Genomic DNA, 15543 nt, shown 5'->3' on the forward strand with positions numbered 1-15543 from the left:
GCGATCTCCTTAAGTCAGCGATACCCGGTCCCAGGACACCAGCGCCCAGTCACGGGCGGCAGGATGCCGGATAAAATCCACCCGCGCCTGAATGCCCATCTGGTACAGCACGTTAACGGCATAGATATAGTTCGGCAGCTCGGGTTTTTCTTCTTCGCCCGGTTGCGGATCGCCGAACCTGCCGGTCACCGTGTGGGTGGTGTAGATTCGCAGGCGTGCCTGCTGATTGAGTTTGAACATCGCGTCACGCAGATCCCCCACCAGCGTGGAGCGTGATGCCACGGCAATATCACAGACGGGAAGCTCGTCCCAACACTCTTCCCAGGCTCGTTGTAGCAGAGTGACGTTGTTCACCCCCATCACTTTTGCCTTCTGCGCGGCCGCCTCCAGCATGCCGGAGCTGTAATCAATGCCGTAAACCTGCTCAAGCCGCGAAGCTGCATTCAGGCAGACCGTGCCGGGGCCACAGCCGACATCCAGTAAAGTGGAAGCGCCAGTGAAATCAATTTTGGCCAGCAGTTGCTGCAGATAAGGGCTTTGCGGGCTGGCACAAATGGCAGACATTTCCTGTGCACGCCCGTCCCAGTATTCCGGGCTCTTTTCGGTACGCTTTGCCAGCCTGAGCTGCTGCTGATAAAGGGCCGCGAAATCAATGTCATCAATCAGCATGGTCTTTCTCCTGTAGCTGGCTGCTGAGATTCAGATGGCGACGGATATCTTCCGCCTGTACCTGATAAAGGGTTGCCAGCGATTCGCTGGTTAGCATGGTTGCCGGAGAGCCGATGGTGACACCTGTTGCCGGGCTGACGAAAGCCACCCGGTCGGCCACCGCACTGGCATGCATGGGATGGTGAGTCGCGATCAGCAGGGTCATTCCTGATTTTTTCAGCTGCTGGATCTGCTCCAGCAGAGCGATCTGGTGGCCAAAATCCAGGCTGGCAGCGGGTTCATCTAACAGCATCAGCTGTGGCTGCTGCACCAGCGCCCGGGCAATCAGCACCAACTGCTGTTCTCCGCCGCTCAGCGTAGGCCAGAGCCGCGGCTCCAGCCTGCCGATCCCCAGCCCGGCGAGGGCGCTGCGGGCCTGGTCGCGCTGCTTTTTGCCGGGTGAACTGAAGATTCCCTGCCCGGCTGTGCTGCCCATCATCACCATATCCAGTACGCTGAAAGCAAACGGAGTGTGGTGCGACTGAGGCACCCAACCAACAAGGGCTGACCGCTCACGCACCGACCAGCTACCGAGCGGTTTACCCGCAAGGTTAATGGCACCCGCAGAAGGTTTAATCGCCCCGACCAGGCTGCGCAACAGTGTGCTTTTTCCGCTGCCATTGCCGCCGAGCAGGCAGCAAATCTCTCCCCGACGCAGGCTGAAACTGACTTCACGCAAGATGCTGACGCCAAAATAGCCAAGCGTCACCCTGTCGAACTGTAACACCATCACCTTCGTCCTCCGCGCAGAAGCAGCAACAGAAAAAAGGGAGCGCCAGTAAAGGAAGTGAGGATCCCAAGTGGCAGCTCAATCGCGCCCAGGGTACGGGCCAGAGTGTCGGTCAGCAGCAAAAACAATCCTCCGCAAAAGAGCGACAAGGGAAGCAAACGCAGGTAGTTGGCTCCCACCAGCAAACGGCAGATATGCGGCACCACCAGCCCAACCCAGCCAATCACTCCGGCGACCGCTACCGCGCTGGCCGTTACCAGTGTGGCGCAGACAATAAAGAGAACGCGGATCCGGGTGACATTCACACCAAGTGCCTGTGCCTCCTCATCTGGCAGGCTGAGCAAATTGACCCGCCAGCGCAGGAGCAGCAACGGCATCAGCCCGGCGATAATCCCGGCCCCGGCGGTCATCAGGTCGCCGCGAGTTATGGCTGATAAACTGCCCAACAGCCAGAAGGTAATGGTCGGCAATTGTGTGTAAGGATCGGAGATAACTTTAATCAGCGAGATTGCCGCACCGCACAATGCCCCAAGGGCAATACCCACCAGCACCAGCGACAAAACAGCGTCGTGCCGGCGTGCCATGCGGGCAATCCCCGTCGCAAGAGTGACCACGACCAGGCCACCGACAAAAGCGAACGCCTGAATGGCGATCACCGGCATTTCCAGCAAAATCGCCAGCGAGGCTCCCAGGCCAGCTCCTGCGGAAACGCCCAGAATATCCGGCGACACCAGCGGATTGCGGAAGATCCCCTGATAAGCGGCTCCGGCTGCGGAAAGCCCGGCACCAATGAGCAACGCGGCCGCAATACGCGGCAGTCGGATCTGCCAGAAGACGATCCCCGGTTCAGGTGCCTGGCTGATTTCTCCCGGATGAAAGATCAGGCCGATCATCTGCGCAACGGTCAGAGGGAACGCACCAACGCCAACTGAAACGACTACGCAGGTCAGCGCTATCCCGGCGGCAATCAGCCACTGCATCCAGCTTTTCATGAAGGACTCAGCAGATGCTGCCACTGGCTCACATCAGGCTCCGCGTGATAAAACAATTTAAAAAACAGCGCCCGATCCCGCTCCAGTCTCTGTTTAACCTGCGGATCAAAATGCGCCTGCAGAGTACGCAGCCCCATCAACCGGTTGACGCCAGGAGGCGCATCCAGCCAGCCGAAAGGATGCCGGGGAAACAGCAGGACCTGCCGATCCTGCACCGCTTTCACACCCTGCCAGACGACATCGGTGGTAATATGTTGCCATGCGCTCTGGCTCTGGGTGATCACCAGAGAAGGCTGCCAGTCAAGGATCTGCTCCATTGAAACCTGTGCCAGCCGCGACTGTCCGACCTGTTTTGCCACATTTTCCAGCCCCAGCAGTTCTGCAGCAGCCGTGTGCAAAGATCCTTCCAGCCCTGTTTCCTGCCCCCTTACCCCCCTGGCTGAATAAAACGTCCGGGTTGAAGACTGCCGGGCGGCAAAAACCGTCGCCTCGCTGAGAAATTTTTCAGCCAGCCGGGCCTGTTGTTCAGCCCGGTCGCTTACCCCAAGAAGCCCCCCAACCTGCCGCAATTGGCGGGGCGTGGACGCTAACCCGCCATCAACCAGCACCCACGGAATACCGGTTCGGGCGCTGATTCTCTCTGCCAGCGAACGATAAGTTGCATCCGCCGTACCACAGTCAACGATGACATCAGGCTGAAGCGCCATCACCCGCTCCAGTGAGAGCGTACTTGCCCGACCAGCCAGACGGCTAATTTTCGGCAGGCGGCGGATCTTCTCCGGCAGAAATTCATTGCCCGGCTGAGCGAGTTCAAAAAAGGATAAACCCAGCAGTTTTTCAGGAACCAGCGCCAGCAGCAACGGGTCGCCGGGCGCACCAGCGCTCAGAACGGTACGAATTCGGGAAGGTGAGGGAAGTTTGCCATAAATAAACAGGCCTGGTGCAGTCGCCAGGACCGGAAAAGGCAGTATTGAGAGAAGGCCACTGGCGGCAACAAAGCCAGCCAGACGGCGTCGGGTGATATCCATATCAACTCCCTGTTTTCAGTCGCTATATAGCGGGTTATATAATGATAATGCTCCCGGGATATTGTCAACACTGAAATGATAACCAGCCTGAACAGTGTGATTCCGCTCGGATTAACTGCCCAAATTTGGAGGTGCACCACCCAATTTACAGGCATATTTCTGGCACCATTTGGAAAAACACCCACTCATGCAGGAACAAAACGGGCGGCGCTGACCCCACTGCCGACAGAAGGAAGTGAAGTGAAAAAATTGCACCTAACAATGCCGCAACAAAAAGGCTTTTTTTGACGCTCAAAAAAGGGGGGTTGCGGTCGGGAAACACACGATTTTTAACAATTGCCTGCGGGGATAATTTGGCCATTCTCCGTTATTTCCTAAAAGGTTTATCCCGCAACATTCCCTCCGTGTAGAATATTAAAAACCGGTGCGTTATTATTATTGTATAATTCACATCGCCCAAATGATGCAAATATGTTAAATATTTGAGTACCAAATTCGCTGGTTATAGCAGCCACGATTTTTGAAGGGGTTATTCGATAGGTTTTTGTTATATTGCCTCCAAACCCTTGCCTCCATTCATATTTTGTCACCTCCAGCAACATCTGTGACAGCCTTTGCAAAAGGTGTCAACATGGCGCTGACACAAGCTGTTGCTGGTTTACAGTAATGAAACGTTCCCGTAAAATGCCGCCACACTTAAACGACAATAGAGCCCTTGTCATTGAGGTCGTTAAATGAGACTCAGGAAATACAATAAAAGTTTGGGGATTTTGTCATTAATTGCAGGCACTTTATTGTTAAGTGGCTGTGATAGTGCATTGTTGAATCCCAAAGGACAGATTGCATTGGAGCAACGTTCGCTGATACTGACAGCCTTTGGCTTGATGATGATCGTCGTTATTCCGGCAGTCTTAATGGCTGTGGTGTTCGCCTGGAAATATCGGGCATCCAATACCAATGCCAAATACAGCCCTAACTGGTCACACTCAAATAAAGTGGAAGCCGTGGTGTGGACTGTTCCCATCTTGATTATTATCTTCCTTGGTGTACTGACGTGGAAATCGACCCACGCGCTGGAACCAAGCAAGCCTCTGGCCTCTGATGTGAAGCCAGTTGAGATCGACGTGGTGGCACTGGACTGGAAATGGCTGTTTATCTACCCGGAACAGGGTATTGCGACAGTGAACCAGATCGCGTTCCCGGCTAACACGCCAGTGAACTTCAAAATCACTTCCAACTCCGTGATGAACTCCTTCTTCATTCCTACCCTCGGTAGCCAGATTTACGCTATGGCGGGCATGCAGACCAAACTGCATCTGATTGCGAATGAACCCGGCACGTTTGACGGTATCTCCGCTAACTTCAGTGGTCGTGGCTTCTCAGGTATGAAGTTCAAAGCGATCGCCACTCCTGACCAGGCATCATTCGATCAGTGGGTTGCAAAGGCGAAAGAATCATCCAATACGCTGATGACCATGGATGACTTCGAGAAACTGGCCGCGCCTAGCGAAAACCATCCTGTTGAGTTCTTCTCTACTGCTAATCCTGGACTGTTCAAGCAGGTTATTGACAAGTTCATGATGAACCACGGGAAAATGGACATGTCCGGACACGAAGGCATGGACATGAGCGACGCCCCTAAAGCTGGAGCCGAGGAATAATACGATGTTGGGAAAATTAACCCTTGATGCAGTACCGTATCACGAGCCGATTATCGTGGTTACGGTTGCCGCCATCATTCTTGGTGGTCTGGCGGTTGCTGGAGCAATCACTTACTTCGGTAAGTGGCAATACCTGTGGTCAGAATGGCTGACGTCTGTTGACCACAAAAAACTCGGTATCATGTATATCATCATGGCCTTCGTCATGCTGCTGCGCGGCTTTGCCGATGCGGTCATGATGCGTAGCCAGCAAGTGCTGGCTTCTGCCGGCGAGGCCGGGTTCCTGCCTCCCCATCACTACGACCAGATCTTCACCGCTCACGGCGTGATCATGATCTTCTTCGTAGCGATGCCGTTTGTTGTCGGTCTGATGAACATCGCTGTTCCTCTGCAGATCGGTGCACGCGACGTAGCCTTCCCGTTCCTGAACAACCTGAGCTTCTGGTTCACGGCTGTGGGTGTGGTGCTGGTTAACCTGTCACTGGGGGTGGGCGAGTTCGCTCAGACCGGCTGGCTGGCATACCCACCACTTTCCGGTGCGGAATACAGTCCAGGGGTCGGTGTTGACTACTGGATATGGAGTCTGCAGCTGTCGGGGATCGGGACGACATTAACGGGTATTAACTTCTTCGTTACTATCCTGAAAATGCGTGCTCCTGGCATGACCATGTTCAAAATGCCGGTGTTCACCTGGGCTTCGCTGTGTACTAACGTACTGATTATCGCGGCCTTCCCGGTGCTGACCGTGACGCTTGCACTGCTGACCCTTGACCGTTATCTGGGCTTCCATTTCTTCACCAATGAAATGGGCGGCAACATGATGATGTACGTCAACCTGATCTGGGTTTGGGGCCATCCGGAAGTTTACATTCTGGTTCTGCCAGTCTTCGGTGTGTTCTCCGAAGTGGTGGCAACCTTCTCCAAAAAACGCCTGTTTGGTTACACCTCACTGGTCTGGGCAACGATTGTTATCACCATCCTGTCCTTTATCGTGTGGCTGCACCACTTCTTCACCATGGGTGCAGGAGCGAACGTTAACGCCTTCTTCGGTATTATGACGATGATTATCGCCATCCCGACCGGTGTTAAGATCTTTAACTGGCTGTTCACCATGTACCAGGGCCGCATTCAGATGCACTCTGCCATGCTGTGGACCGTGGGCTTCCTGGTCACCTTCTCCGTAGGTGGTATGACCGGTGTTCTGCTGGCGGTGCCAGGTGCGGACTTCGTTCTGCACAACAGTCTGTTCCTGATTGCTCACTTCCATAACGTGATTATCGGTGGTGTGGTGTTCGGTTGCTTCGCTGGTGTGACTTACTGGTTCCCGAAAGCGTTCGGCTTCTGCCTGAACGAGAAATGGGGTATCCGCGCCTTCTGGTTCTGGATCATCGGCTTCTTCGTTGCCTTTATGCCGCTGTACGCGCTGGGCTTCATGGGGATGACCCGTCGTCTGAGTCAGAATATCGATCCTCAGTTCCACCCACTGCTGGTTGTTGCAGCGGGCGGCGCAGCACTGATTGCCTGTGGCGTTATCTGCCAGATCACTCAGTTCTGGGTCTCCGTACGTGACCGTGAGCAGCTGCGTGATCTGACTGGTGATCCATGGGGCGGCCGTACTCTGGAGTGGGCAACCTCTTCACCACCACCGTTCTACAACTTTGCTGAAGTGCCTGTTATCCACGAGCGCGATGCGTTCTGGGAAATGAAGGAAAAAGGCGAAGCGTACAAACAGCCTGCTCACTACGCTGAGATCCACATGCCGAAAAACAGCGGTGCTGGTGTGGTGATCGGTGCATTCAGCCTGGTGTTCGGTTTCGCAGCTATCTGGCACATCTGGTGGCTGGTGGGTCTGTCGTTCCTCGGCATGATCCTGACCTGGGTCATCAAGAGCTTCGACGAAGACGTTGATTACTACGTTCCCGTTGCCGAGATCGAAAAAATCGAGAATCAGCACTTTGACGAAATTAGCAAAGCAGGACTGAAAAATGTCAACTGAAACTCTGACTAAACACCACGACGCCCATGCGGAGCATGGGCATCACGATGCAGGAGCCAATAAGGTCTTTGGCTTCTGGATCTACCTGATGAGCGACTGCATCATCTTCGCCACCCTGTTTGCTACTTTCGGTGTGATGGTTAACAACACCGCTGGCGGCCCGGCTGGTAAAGATATTTTTGAACTGCCGTTCGTACTGGGTGAAACCGCCCTGCTGCTGCTGAGCTCCATTACCTATGGTTTTGCCGTGATCAGCATGAACAAAGGCAGCAAAGGCTCCGTTATCGGCTGGCTGGCGCTGACTTTCCTGTTCGGTCTGGGCTTTATCGGGATGGAAATCTATGAATTCCATCATCTGATCATGGAAGGTTTTGGTCCGCAGCGCAGTGGCTTCCTCTCCGCGTTCTTTACGCTGGTAGGGACGCACGGTTTGCACGTGACTTCAGGTCTGATTTGGATGGCGGTACTGATGTACCAAATCTCCAAACGTGGTCTGTCTGAAACTAACCGCACCCGTGTGATGTGCCTGAGCCTGTTCTGGCACTTCCTGGACGTGGTGTGGATCTGTGTATTCACCATTGTTTACCTGATGGGAGCCATGTAATGAGTCATTCTGTTAACGAACATGGTGCGTCACACGGTAGCGTGAAGTCTTATATGATCGGCTTTATCCTGTCGATCATTCTGACCGCGATCCCGTTCTGGATGGTCATGGACGGCGGCGCTTCTAAAGCGACCATCCTCGGTGTGGTTCTGGTTTGTGCGATTGTCCAGGTGCTGGTGCACCTGGTGTACTTCCTGCACCTGAACACCTCTTCTGAAGAAAGATGGAACCTTGTGGCAATTGTTTTTGCCGCAATAATCATCTTGATAGTTGTTGTTGGCTCGCTATGGATCATGTGGAACCTCAACTACAACATGATGGCCAACTAACCGAGCTACCAGTGATGATTAAGCAATACCTGCAAGTAACGAAACCAGGAATTATTTTCGGAAATCTGATTTCTGTGATCGGGGGTTTTCTGCTGGCCTCGAAAGGCCACATTGACTATGCCCTGTTTTTCTCCACCTTAGTCGGCGTCTCGCTGGTGGTCGCATCGGGTTGTGTTTATAACAACTTTATCGATCGTGACATCGACGTGAAAATGGAGAGGACCAGAAATCGGGTGCTGGTTAAAGGCCTCATTTCTCCGACAGTCTCTCTGGTTTATGCAACCGTTCTGGGTATTGCTGGATTCGCGTTGCTGTATTTCGGAGCTAACCCGCTGGCCATGTGGCTGGCGGTGATGGGCTTTGTGGTTTATGTCGGCATTTATAGCCTGTACATGAAGCGCAAGTCTGTCTACGGCACGCTGATTGGCAGCCTCTCCGGTGCTGCGCCGCCGGTGATTGGCTACTGCGCCGTGACCAACCAGTTTGATGCTGGTGCGTTAATCCTGCTGGCTATCTTTAGCCTGTGGCAGATGCCGCATTCCTATGCGATTGCCATCTTCCGCTTTAAAGATTACCAGGCTGCGAATATCCCGGTTCTGCCGGTGGTAAAAGGTATCTCCGTGGCGAAAAATCATATCACGCTGTATATCCTCGCGTTTATGATTGCCACCCTGATGCTGACGCTGGTGGGTTACGCAGGCTACAAGTATCTGGTGGTGGCTGCAGCGGTCAGCGTGTGGTGGCTGGGGATGGCGCTTTCAGGGTACAAAACGCAGAATGACCGCGTCTGGGCCCGTAAGCTGTTCGTCTTCTCTATCGTCGCCATTACTGCCCTGAGCGTAATGATGTCGGTCGATTTTATGGCTCCGGCCTCAAAAGACCTGCTGACTTACGTCTGGTAAGACAGACCTCATCATAAAGGGCGCGATTATCGCGCCCTTTCTTTTTGTTACGACTGTTTAATAAGAAGTATTTTACCCACCCTGCCCTGCCCCTTAAAATACCTGCACCTGATAAATTGAGGTTGTAATGAACGATAATAAAATGACTCCGGTCGAGCTGCGTGCGACATGGGGTTTAGGGACGGTCTTTTCCCTGCGTATGCTGGGAATGTTTATGGTGCTGCCCGTCCTGACTACTTATGGCATGGCATTACAGGGAGCAAGTGAAGCATTAATAGGACTCGCCATCGGCATCTACGGTTTAGCGCAGGCCGTATTCCAAATCCCCTTCGGCTTATTGTCTGACCGCATTGGTCGCAAGCCGTTAATCGTCGGCGGGTTACTGATTTTTGTTCTTGGTAGCGTGATTGCTGCCTGCACCACGTCCATCTGGGGAGTGATCCTCGGCCGTGCGTTGCAAGGCTCCGGTGCGATTGCAGCAGCAGTGATGGCTCTGCTGTCAGATCTGACCCGGGAACAGAACCGCACCAAAGCCATGGCCTTTATCGGCATCAGCTTTGGTATCACCTTTGCCATTGCTATGGTGCTCGGCCCGATCATTACGCATGCGTTGGGTCTGCACGCGCTGTTCTGGATGATTGCTGTCCTCGCGGCCAGCGGTATCGTAATCACTCTGCTGGTGGTGCCAAACGCCTCCAGTCACGTGCTGAACCGTGAATCGGGCATGGTGAAAGGTAGCATCCGTAAGGTGCTGGCAAACAGCCGTCTGGTGAAGCTGAATTTCGGCATCATGTGCCTGCATATTATGCTGATGTCGAGCTTTGTGGCGCTGCCGGGCGAATTTGAAAACGCCGGTTTCCCGGCTGAACAGCACTGGAAAATCTACCTGGTCACCATGCTGATTGCCTTCTGCGGAGTGATCCCGTTTATCATTTATGCGGAAGTGAAGCGCAAGATGAAGCGGGTGTTTGTCTGCTGCGTGGCACTGATGCTGATTGCGGAAGTGGTGCTGTGGGGCGCAGGCAACCACTTCTGGACGCTGGTGGTTGGCGTGCAGCTGTTCTTTATTGGCTTCAATCTGATGGAAGCGATCCTGCCTTCGCTGGTGAGTAAAGAGTCGCCTCCTGGCTATAAAGGCACAGCGATGGGCCTCTACTCCACCAGCCAGTTTATTGGTGTGGCCATCGGCGGCAGCCTGGGTGGTTGGGTATTCGGTCATTTCGACGCACAGACCGTGTTTCTGGTCGGCTCGATTATCGCCGTAGTCTGGCTGCTGGTCAGCTGCACCATGCAGGAACCCCCTTACGTCAGCAGCCTGCGTATTCTGCTGAAGGACGATAATCTGGATAAAGATGCGCTGGAAAAACGACTGAAAGCCCAGCCAGGCGTCGCTTCCGTCTTTATTGTGCCGGAAGAGAAAAGTGCCTACGTGAAGATCGACAGCAAGGTGACCAACCGGCCTGAACTGGAAGCGCTGGTCGCCAGCTGCTGAGTAAACCTCTGGGAAACAACTTCCTGGCTCAAAGTGCAGGTAACATCGCGTCCGTGCGCGGAAGTCAGAGATTTGAGCGATTCTGCCGCCCTGGCTGTCGGTTACACCGTGGTTGCACGTTGTAGGCAGGCCAAAGTGTTGTTCTGTCGTTAAGGGCTAATTTCCTCCCAATTCACAGTAGGGGAACACAGGTCGGGAATAAAGCATCCCGCACCATGGACGGTGCGGGTCGAGCGGCCAGGGATGGCGATTTTTGCGTCTTTATGAGCGGCCTGTGTTCCCTGTAAAGCACTGTTTTGATGTTTACTGTTCACTGTTTGATGCCCCCCATCGCTCCCATACCCTTCCCCGTTTTTGACCTGAATCATCCCCACGTCAGTTAACTTTGCTAAATGATAATGATTATCTTTTAATAAGTCTCATTCTTCCCTGCCCCATGGATGAGGTTTATGTCGATTGATCTGTCCCCCTGGTTCGCCCTCCCCGGCATTCAGGCCTTTAATGAACGACGTGCCGCGATGCCGTGGCGTAACACAGCCCCCCTTCCCGCAGAAGCTATCCAGCCCGCATGGCAAAACCTGCTGCTGCATCCGGTGCCACCACGCAAACGACTGGTCTACCTTCATGTGCCATTTTGCGCCACCCACTGTACCTTCTGCGGTTTTTATCAGAATAAATTTCAGCCGGACGAAGCCGAAAAATACGTCAGCTACTTACTGCGTGAAATCGAGATGGAGGCAGACAGCCCGCTGCATCAGTCTGCGCCCATTCATGCCGTCTATTTTGGCGGTGGCACGCCAACCGCCCTCTCCGCTCAGGGGTTGTACCATGTTATCAGCCTGCTGAAAGAGCGCCTGCCGCTGGCACCGGACTGCGAAATCACTATTGAAGGGCGCATCCTGAACTTTGACGACGAAAGGATCGATGCCTGCCTGGATGCCGGAGCAAACCGTTTCTCTATTGGCATCCAGACTTTTGACAGCCGCATCCGCAAGAAAATGGCCCGCACCTCTGACCGCCAGCAATCTATCGCCTTTCTCGAAAAACTGTGCCGACGCGATCGTGCTGCCGTGGTCTGCGATCTGATCTTCGGCCTGCCCGGACAAACTGCCAGCCACTGGCATCGGGACCTGGAAACAGTGAGGGATATCGGTCTGGATGGCGTGGATCTCTATGCGCTGAACCTGCTCCCTACCACTCCGCTGGCGAAAGCCGTCGATAACGAACGAGTGGCGCTGCCGGATGTGACGGAGCGGCGCGAGCTCTATATGCAGGGTGCAGCGCTGCTGGCAGAATTTGGCTGGCGACAGCTGAGCAACAGCCACTGGGCCAGAACCACGCGCGAACGCAACCTGTACAACCTGCTGATCAAACAGGGCGCGGACTGCCTGGCGCTGGGATCCGGTGCCGGAGGTAACCTGAACGGCCAGGCTTATATGATCGATCGCCAGCTGAAGAGCTACTACAGCTCGCTGGATAACGGCCATAAGCCCATTGGCATGATGACGCCAGCAATGCAAAGCTCGCATCAGTGGCGGCACCAGTTACAGGCAGGCATTGAAATTGGCCGGGTGGATTTAACTGAACTGACCGCCGATGCTGCCCAGCTTCAGCCACTCGTCGATCAGTGGTACCAGTCCGGGCTGTTGACCGGCAACGATTTGTGCCTGCGTATGACAGACAGTGGCCGCTTCTGGGCCAATAATCTGATGCAGTCGCTTTCTGATATTTTACTGCAGCTCTCTGTAACCCACTCTGAAAAAGGAAGTCACCATGCAACCCACCCTCACTGAGTTTATGCAAACCGGGCCGGAAGGCACACTGGAAGAGATTGCTGCCCGCTATGCCGTGCCGCTACAGTCTGCCATTGAGGCAATGCCGGAGAAAACGCTGGTTAGCGGCGTGCAGTTTGATGCCGTCTGGGATGCCATCACCGGCTGGGGTGAAGTCACCACGCTGGTGAATAATCCGGATATCATTCTGGAGTTTCACGGGGAGCTGCCTTCCGGCCATCACGGCCACGGCTATTTTAATCTGCGCGGCAAAAAGGGATTAAGCGGCCATATTAAAGCCAGCCACTGCCAGCGCATCGCCTTCGTCGAGCGACCGTTTATGGGCATGGCAACCGCCTCGGTAATTTTCCTCAATGTCCAGGGCCAGGCTATGCTGAAGATCTTTGTCGGCCGCGACAGCCATCATCAGCTGTTGACCGAACAGCTTACCGCCTTCCGCCAGCTGGCTGAAGCTCTGCAACAGGAAGAAAAATAATGGCGACATGGCTGATTTTTGGTGCTGCTAAGGGTACCGGATTGCTGCTGGTGCAGCACGCGCTGGCTCATCAGCAACCCGTGCTGGCATTGGTCAGGAAGCAGGAAGATGCCGATCGACTGGCCGCGATGAATATTCAGATTATGATCGGTGACGCCTGCGACGAAAATGCCGTGACGCAGGTATGCCAGGCTGCCGGGCCGGATGCGGTGATTGTCTCAACCATGGGCGGCAGCCACGATTACCCCGCACACCGGACGGTGATTGACTGCGCGGAGCAGGCTGGGATCCGGAAAATGCTGATGGTCACTTCACTGGGCTGCGGTGACGGCTGGCCAACGCTGTCTGACCGGGCTAAACAGGCTTTTGGTCAGGCCGTCAGGGAGAAGTCGCTGGCCGAAAGCTGGCTGCAAACCAGTACGCTTGACTGGTGTATTTTGCGGCCCGGCGGCCTGCTGAACGGTGAGGCAACAGGCAAAGGAGAACTGGTGCAAAATACCGAAGTACACGGACTTATCCGCCGTGCTGATGTGGCATTAACTATCGCCGCCTTAGTCGCGAAACCGCTGGATAATCAGATCTACAGCCTGACTCAACCGGGCTTGACATCGCAAAAAGCCTGACCACAATCTGCAAAGTAAACAGGGCGAAAATCTTCGCCCTGTTTACTTAATCGCGGAAGTTTTTGAACTGGAACGGCTGGCCCAGATTGCCGCCACGAACCAGCGCCATCGCGCCCTGCAGATCGTCACGCGATTTGCCGGTCACCCGCACTTCCTCACCCTGGATCTGCGTTTGCACTTTCATCTTGCTGTCTTTGATCAGCTTAACCAACTTCTTCGCCACGTCAGCGGGAATGCCTTTCTTCAGCTTCGCTTCCACCGACCAGCTCTTGCCGCTGTGCTCAATCTCTTCCGGGACTTCCAGCGCACCGCCTTCGATGCCGCGCTTCAGCAGTTTCTCGCGCATAATATCCACCAGCTGTTTCACCTGGAAATCAGACTCGCTCAACACCTTTATGGATTCGTTTTTCTCGTTCAGCTCGTAGCTGGCAGTGACGTTGCGAAAATCGAAACGGGTTGAGACTTCACGGTTAGCATTCTCTACGGCATTTCGTACTTCCTGCATGTCAATTTCTGAAACGATATCGAAAGATGGCATGATGTATTCTCCTGATTCTAAAGTGACATGCATAATACCCACTTAGCCGGTTTAAAAAAACCACCGGCGTGGAAAGCTATAATAAGAAAGTATCCACCAGCGCGGACCCGGTTTACCCGGCAAGGGTTGGACAGCACGGCGGACTTTACACAACCCGCACGCGGGGAGGACGAATGAAGATTACCGTATTGGGATGCGGTGCCTTAGGGCAGATCTGGCTTACGGCACTTGATGCCCGTGGACATGAGGTGCAGGGCTGGCTGCGGGTGCCGCAGCCGTACTGTTCGGCTAATGTCATCACGCCGGGCGGCACGGCAATCAACAAAACCTGGATTGCCAACGATCCGAAATTTTTAGCCGACAGCGATCTGCTCCTGGTAACGTTGAAAGCCTGGCAGGTCTCCGAAGCGGTGAAAAATCTGCAGTCTGTGATACGTGATGACTGTCCCATTCTTCTGCTGCACAACGGCATGGGCACGCTGGACGAGCTGAAGGCGGTTCAACAACCGCTGCTGCGAGGGATCACCACTCACGCCGCCAAACGAGACGGAACGGTGATCGTGCATGTTGCCGCCGGGATCACCCATATCGGCCCCGCCACGGCGGATGGGGCAGGACTCAGCGACCTGGCCGAAGTGCTGCATCAGGCGCTGCCTGACGTGGCCTGGCACAACAATGTGGCCTCTGCTGCCTGGCAAAAGCTGGCGGTTAACTGCGTGATCAACCCGCTGACGGTGCAGTACGACTGTCCAAACGGTGAGTTGCTCAATCATCAGCAGGAGGTGGCGGCGCTGTGTAACGAAGTGGCGATGGTGATGGAGCGTGAAGGCCAGCACACCTCAAGAGAGGCGCTGCTTGATTACGTAATGGATGTGATTAACAGCACGGCCGCCAACACCTCTTCTATGCTGCAGGATATCCGTGCAGAACGGCGAACAGAGATCGATTATATCACCGGCTATGTGATCCGCCGCGCACGGGCGCAGGGCCTGACAACGCCGGAAAACAGCCGACTTTATGAAATGATTAAGCGTAAGGAACAAGATTATGAGCGCGAACGCATCGGTGCTGGTTTGCCTGGCACCTGGCAGTGAGGAAACGGAAGCCGTTACCACTATTGATTTGCTGGTACGCGGTGGCCTGTCAGTCACCACTGCCAGCGTAACGGATGACGGCAGCACGGAGATTCGCTGTTCAAGAGGCGTGCGCCTGCTGGCAGATGCACCGCTGGTTGAAGTGGCTGATAACGACTTTGCCGCCATCGTGCTGCCCGGTGGCCTGAAAGGGGCAGAAGCTTTTCGTGACAGCCCACTGCTGGTGGAAACCGTTCGCCAGTTTCATCTTTCCGGCCGGATTGTGGCGGCCATTTGCGCCGCCGCCGGAACGGTACTGGTGCCGCATGACCTGTTCCCGGTCGGCAATATGACCGGCTTTCCCGGCCTGAAAGAGACCATTCCTGACAGCAAGTGGATGGACAAACGTGTGGTGTGGGATCCGCGGGTTAACCTGCTGACCAGCCAGGGACCGGGCACGGCTATCGATTTTGCCCTGAAGCTGATTGACCTGCTGGTCGGGAAAGAAAAAGCGCACGAAGTTGCCAGCCAATTGGTACTGGCAGCCGGTATTTTTGATTACCGCGAGTGGATCGAGTAGCAGGCTGGAGCGCCAGGAA

General features: G+C 54.6%; 17 protein-coding genes. 11 read left to right on the plus strand and 6 right to left on the minus strand.

What is annotated here, in order from left to right; genetic code table 11:
• Nucleotides 1-9: 9 nt before the first annotated feature.
• The 5 genes from GSQ70_RS15110 to GSQ70_RS15130 all read right to left on the minus strand — a co-directional run bounded on the left by GSQ70_RS15110 (nucleotide 10) and on the right by GSQ70_RS15130 (nucleotide 3819).
• Nucleotides 10-669, minus strand: a complete 660-nt coding sequence (locus GSQ70_RS15110; RefSeq protein WP_158783306.1) for a class I SAM-dependent methyltransferase — start codon at nucleotides 667-669, stop codon at nucleotides 10-12.
• Entirely contained in the window at nucleotides 659-1441 is a 783-nt protein-coding gene (locus tag GSQ70_RS15115) for an ABC transporter ATP-binding protein (protein WP_370521065.1), read from the minus strand. Before GSQ70_RS15115 ends, GSQ70_RS15110 begins: the two co-directional genes overlap by 11 nt.
• Nucleotides 1438-2430, minus strand: coding sequence for an iron ABC transporter permease (locus GSQ70_RS15120; protein WP_158783307.1), 993 nt, complete (start codon nucleotides 2428-2430; stop codon nucleotides 1438-1440). Before GSQ70_RS15120 ends, GSQ70_RS15115 begins: the two co-directional genes overlap by 4 nt.
• Nucleotides 2427-3458 (minus strand): ABC transporter substrate-binding protein, encoded by a 1032-nt coding sequence (locus GSQ70_RS15125; protein WP_158783308.1) that lies wholly within the window; start codon nucleotides 3456-3458, stop codon nucleotides 2427-2429. The genes GSQ70_RS15120 and GSQ70_RS15125 overlap by 4 nt, the downstream gene beginning before the upstream one ends.
• A gap of 145 nt (nucleotides 3459-3603) precedes the next feature.
• Nucleotides 3604-3819, minus strand: a complete 216-nt coding sequence (locus tag GSQ70_RS15130; protein ID WP_158783309.1) for a hypothetical protein — start codon at nucleotides 3817-3819, stop codon at nucleotides 3604-3606.
• Nucleotides 3820-4192: 373 nt separating this feature from the next.
• On the opposite strand from GSQ70_RS15130, the gene cyoA reads away from it, so the two are divergent.
• The 9 genes from cyoA (at nucleotide 4193) to GSQ70_RS15175 (ending at nucleotide 13333) form a co-directional block, all read left to right on the plus strand.
• The gene (gene cyoA, locus GSQ70_RS15135) at nucleotides 4193-5119 is read left to right on the plus strand and encodes a cytochrome o ubiquinol oxidase subunit II (RefSeq protein WP_158783310.1); all 927 of its coding nucleotides are present in this window, start codon (nucleotides 4193-4195) and stop codon (nucleotides 5117-5119) included.
• A 4-nt stretch (nucleotides 5120-5123) separates the two neighbouring features.
• Nucleotides 5124-7115: a cytochrome o ubiquinol oxidase subunit I gene (gene cyoB, locus GSQ70_RS15140; RefSeq protein ID WP_158783311.1), complete on the plus strand. Its 1992-nt coding sequence runs from the start codon at nucleotides 5124-5126 to the stop codon at nucleotides 7113-7115.
• Complete coding sequence (locus tag GSQ70_RS15145; protein WP_158783312.1) at nucleotides 7105-7719, plus strand: cytochrome o ubiquinol oxidase subunit III; 615 nt, start codon at nucleotides 7105-7107, stop codon at nucleotides 7717-7719. The genes cyoB and GSQ70_RS15145 overlap by 11 nt, the downstream gene beginning before the upstream one ends.
• A complete protein-coding gene (locus GSQ70_RS15150; protein WP_158783313.1) occupies nucleotides 7719-8048 on the plus strand; it encodes a cytochrome o ubiquinol oxidase subunit IV in 330 nt (109 codons plus the stop codon). Before GSQ70_RS15145 ends, GSQ70_RS15150 begins: the two co-directional genes overlap by 1 nt.
• A 14-nt stretch (nucleotides 8049-8062) precedes the next feature.
• Nucleotides 8063-8950, plus strand: a complete 888-nt coding sequence (cyoE, locus tag GSQ70_RS15155; RefSeq protein WP_158783314.1) for a heme o synthase — start codon at nucleotides 8063-8065, stop codon at nucleotides 8948-8950.
• Between the two features lie 127 nt (nucleotides 8951-9077).
• Nucleotides 9078-10442 carry an MFS transporter gene (locus tag GSQ70_RS15160; RefSeq protein WP_158783315.1) on the plus strand — a complete coding sequence of 455 codons (1365 nt, stop codon included), beginning with the start codon at nucleotides 9078-9080 and terminating at the stop codon, nucleotides 10440-10442.
• A gap of 449 nt (nucleotides 10443-10891) precedes the next feature.
• Nucleotides 10892-12235, plus strand: a complete 1344-nt coding sequence (hutW, locus tag GSQ70_RS15165) for a heme anaerobic degradation radical SAM methyltransferase ChuW/HutW (protein WP_158783316.1) — start codon at nucleotides 10892-10894, stop codon at nucleotides 12233-12235.
• On the plus strand, nucleotides 12216-12710 hold the full coding sequence (gene hutX / locus GSQ70_RS15170; RefSeq protein ID WP_158783317.1) for a heme utilization cystosolic carrier protein HutX: 495 nt from the start codon (nucleotides 12216-12218) through the stop codon (nucleotides 12708-12710). The genes hutW and hutX overlap by 20 nt, the downstream gene beginning before the upstream one ends.
• Complete coding sequence (locus GSQ70_RS15175; protein ID WP_158783318.1) at nucleotides 12710-13333, plus strand: SDR family oxidoreductase; 624 nt, start codon at nucleotides 12710-12712, stop codon at nucleotides 13331-13333. Before hutX ends, GSQ70_RS15175 begins: the two co-directional genes overlap by 1 nt.
• Nucleotides 13334-13379: 46 nt before the next feature.
• On the opposite strand, the gene GSQ70_RS15180 is transcribed toward GSQ70_RS15175, so the two are convergent.
• On the minus strand, nucleotides 13380-13871 hold the full coding sequence (locus tag GSQ70_RS15180; protein ID WP_158783319.1) for a YajQ family cyclic di-GMP-binding protein: 492 nt from the start codon (nucleotides 13869-13871) through the stop codon (nucleotides 13380-13382).
• A gap of 173 nt (nucleotides 13872-14044) precedes the next feature.
• Between GSQ70_RS15180 and panE the strand changes: the two genes are divergently transcribed.
• A complete protein-coding gene (panE, locus tag GSQ70_RS15185) occupies nucleotides 14045-14965 on the plus strand; it encodes a 2-dehydropantoate 2-reductase (RefSeq protein WP_158783320.1) in 921 nt (306 codons plus the stop codon).
• Complete coding sequence (gene yajL / locus GSQ70_RS15190) at nucleotides 14919-15524, plus strand: protein deglycase YajL (RefSeq protein WP_158783321.1); 606 nt, start codon at nucleotides 14919-14921, stop codon at nucleotides 15522-15524. The genes panE and yajL overlap by 47 nt, the downstream gene beginning before the upstream one ends.
• Nucleotides 15525-15543 lie beyond the last annotated feature (19 nt).

The sequence above is a fragment of the Pantoea sp. BAV 3049 genome, from assembly GCF_009765445.1.
Taxonomy (GTDB): Bacteria; Pseudomonadota; Gammaproteobacteria; order Enterobacterales; family Enterobacteriaceae; genus Erwinia.

What these genes read in the sequence shown, in the direction of transcription:
- GSQ70_RS15110 (WP_158783306.1), bottom strand. Translation starts at nt 669, where the DNA reads ATGCTGATTGATGACATTGATTTCGCGGCCCTTTATCAGCAGCAGCTC.
- GSQ70_RS15120 (WP_158783307.1), bottom strand. Translation starts at nt 2,430, where the DNA reads ATGAAAAGCTGGATGCAGTGGCTGATTGCCGCCGGGATAGCGCTGACC.
- GSQ70_RS15125 (WP_158783308.1), bottom strand. Translation starts at nt 3,458, where the DNA reads ATGGATATCACCCGACGCCGTCTGGCTGGCTTTGTTGCCGCCAGTGGC.
- GSQ70_RS15130 (WP_158783309.1), bottom strand. Translation starts at nt 3,819, where the DNA reads ATGGCCAAATTATCCCCGCAGGCAATTGTTAAAAATCGTGTGTTTCCC.
- cyoA (WP_158783310.1), top strand. Translation starts at nt 4,193, where the DNA reads ATGAGACTCAGGAAATACAATAAAAGTTTGGGGATTTTGTCATTAATT.
- cyoB (WP_158783311.1), top strand. Translation starts at nt 5,124, where the DNA reads ATGTTGGGAAAATTAACCCTTGATGCAGTACCGTATCACGAGCCGATT.
- GSQ70_RS15145 (WP_158783312.1), top strand. Translation starts at nt 7,105, where the DNA reads ATGTCAACTGAAACTCTGACTAAACACCACGACGCCCATGCGGAGCAT.
- GSQ70_RS15150 (WP_158783313.1), top strand. Translation starts at nt 7,719, where the DNA reads ATGAGTCATTCTGTTAACGAACATGGTGCGTCACACGGTAGCGTGAAG.
- cyoE (WP_158783314.1), top strand. Translation starts at nt 8,063, where the DNA reads ATGATTAAGCAATACCTGCAAGTAACGAAACCAGGAATTATTTTCGGA.
- GSQ70_RS15160 (WP_158783315.1), top strand. Translation starts at nt 9,078, where the DNA reads ATGAACGATAATAAAATGACTCCGGTCGAGCTGCGTGCGACATGGGGT.
- hutW (WP_158783316.1), top strand. Translation starts at nt 10,892, where the DNA reads ATGTCGATTGATCTGTCCCCCTGGTTCGCCCTCCCCGGCATTCAGGCC.
- hutX (WP_158783317.1), top strand. Translation starts at nt 12,216, where the DNA reads ATGCAACCCACCCTCACTGAGTTTATGCAAACCGGGCCGGAAGGCACA.
- GSQ70_RS15175 (WP_158783318.1), top strand. Translation starts at nt 12,710, where the DNA reads ATGGCGACATGGCTGATTTTTGGTGCTGCTAAGGGTACCGGATTGCTG.
- GSQ70_RS15180 (WP_158783319.1), bottom strand. Translation starts at nt 13,871, where the DNA reads ATGCCATCTTTCGATATCGTTTCAGAAATTGACATGCAGGAAGTACGA.
- panE (WP_158783320.1), top strand. Translation starts at nt 14,045, where the DNA reads ATGAAGATTACCGTATTGGGATGCGGTGCCTTAGGGCAGATCTGGCTT.
- yajL (WP_158783321.1), top strand. Translation starts at nt 14,919, where the DNA reads ATGAGCGCGAACGCATCGGTGCTGGTTTGCCTGGCACCTGGCAGTGAG.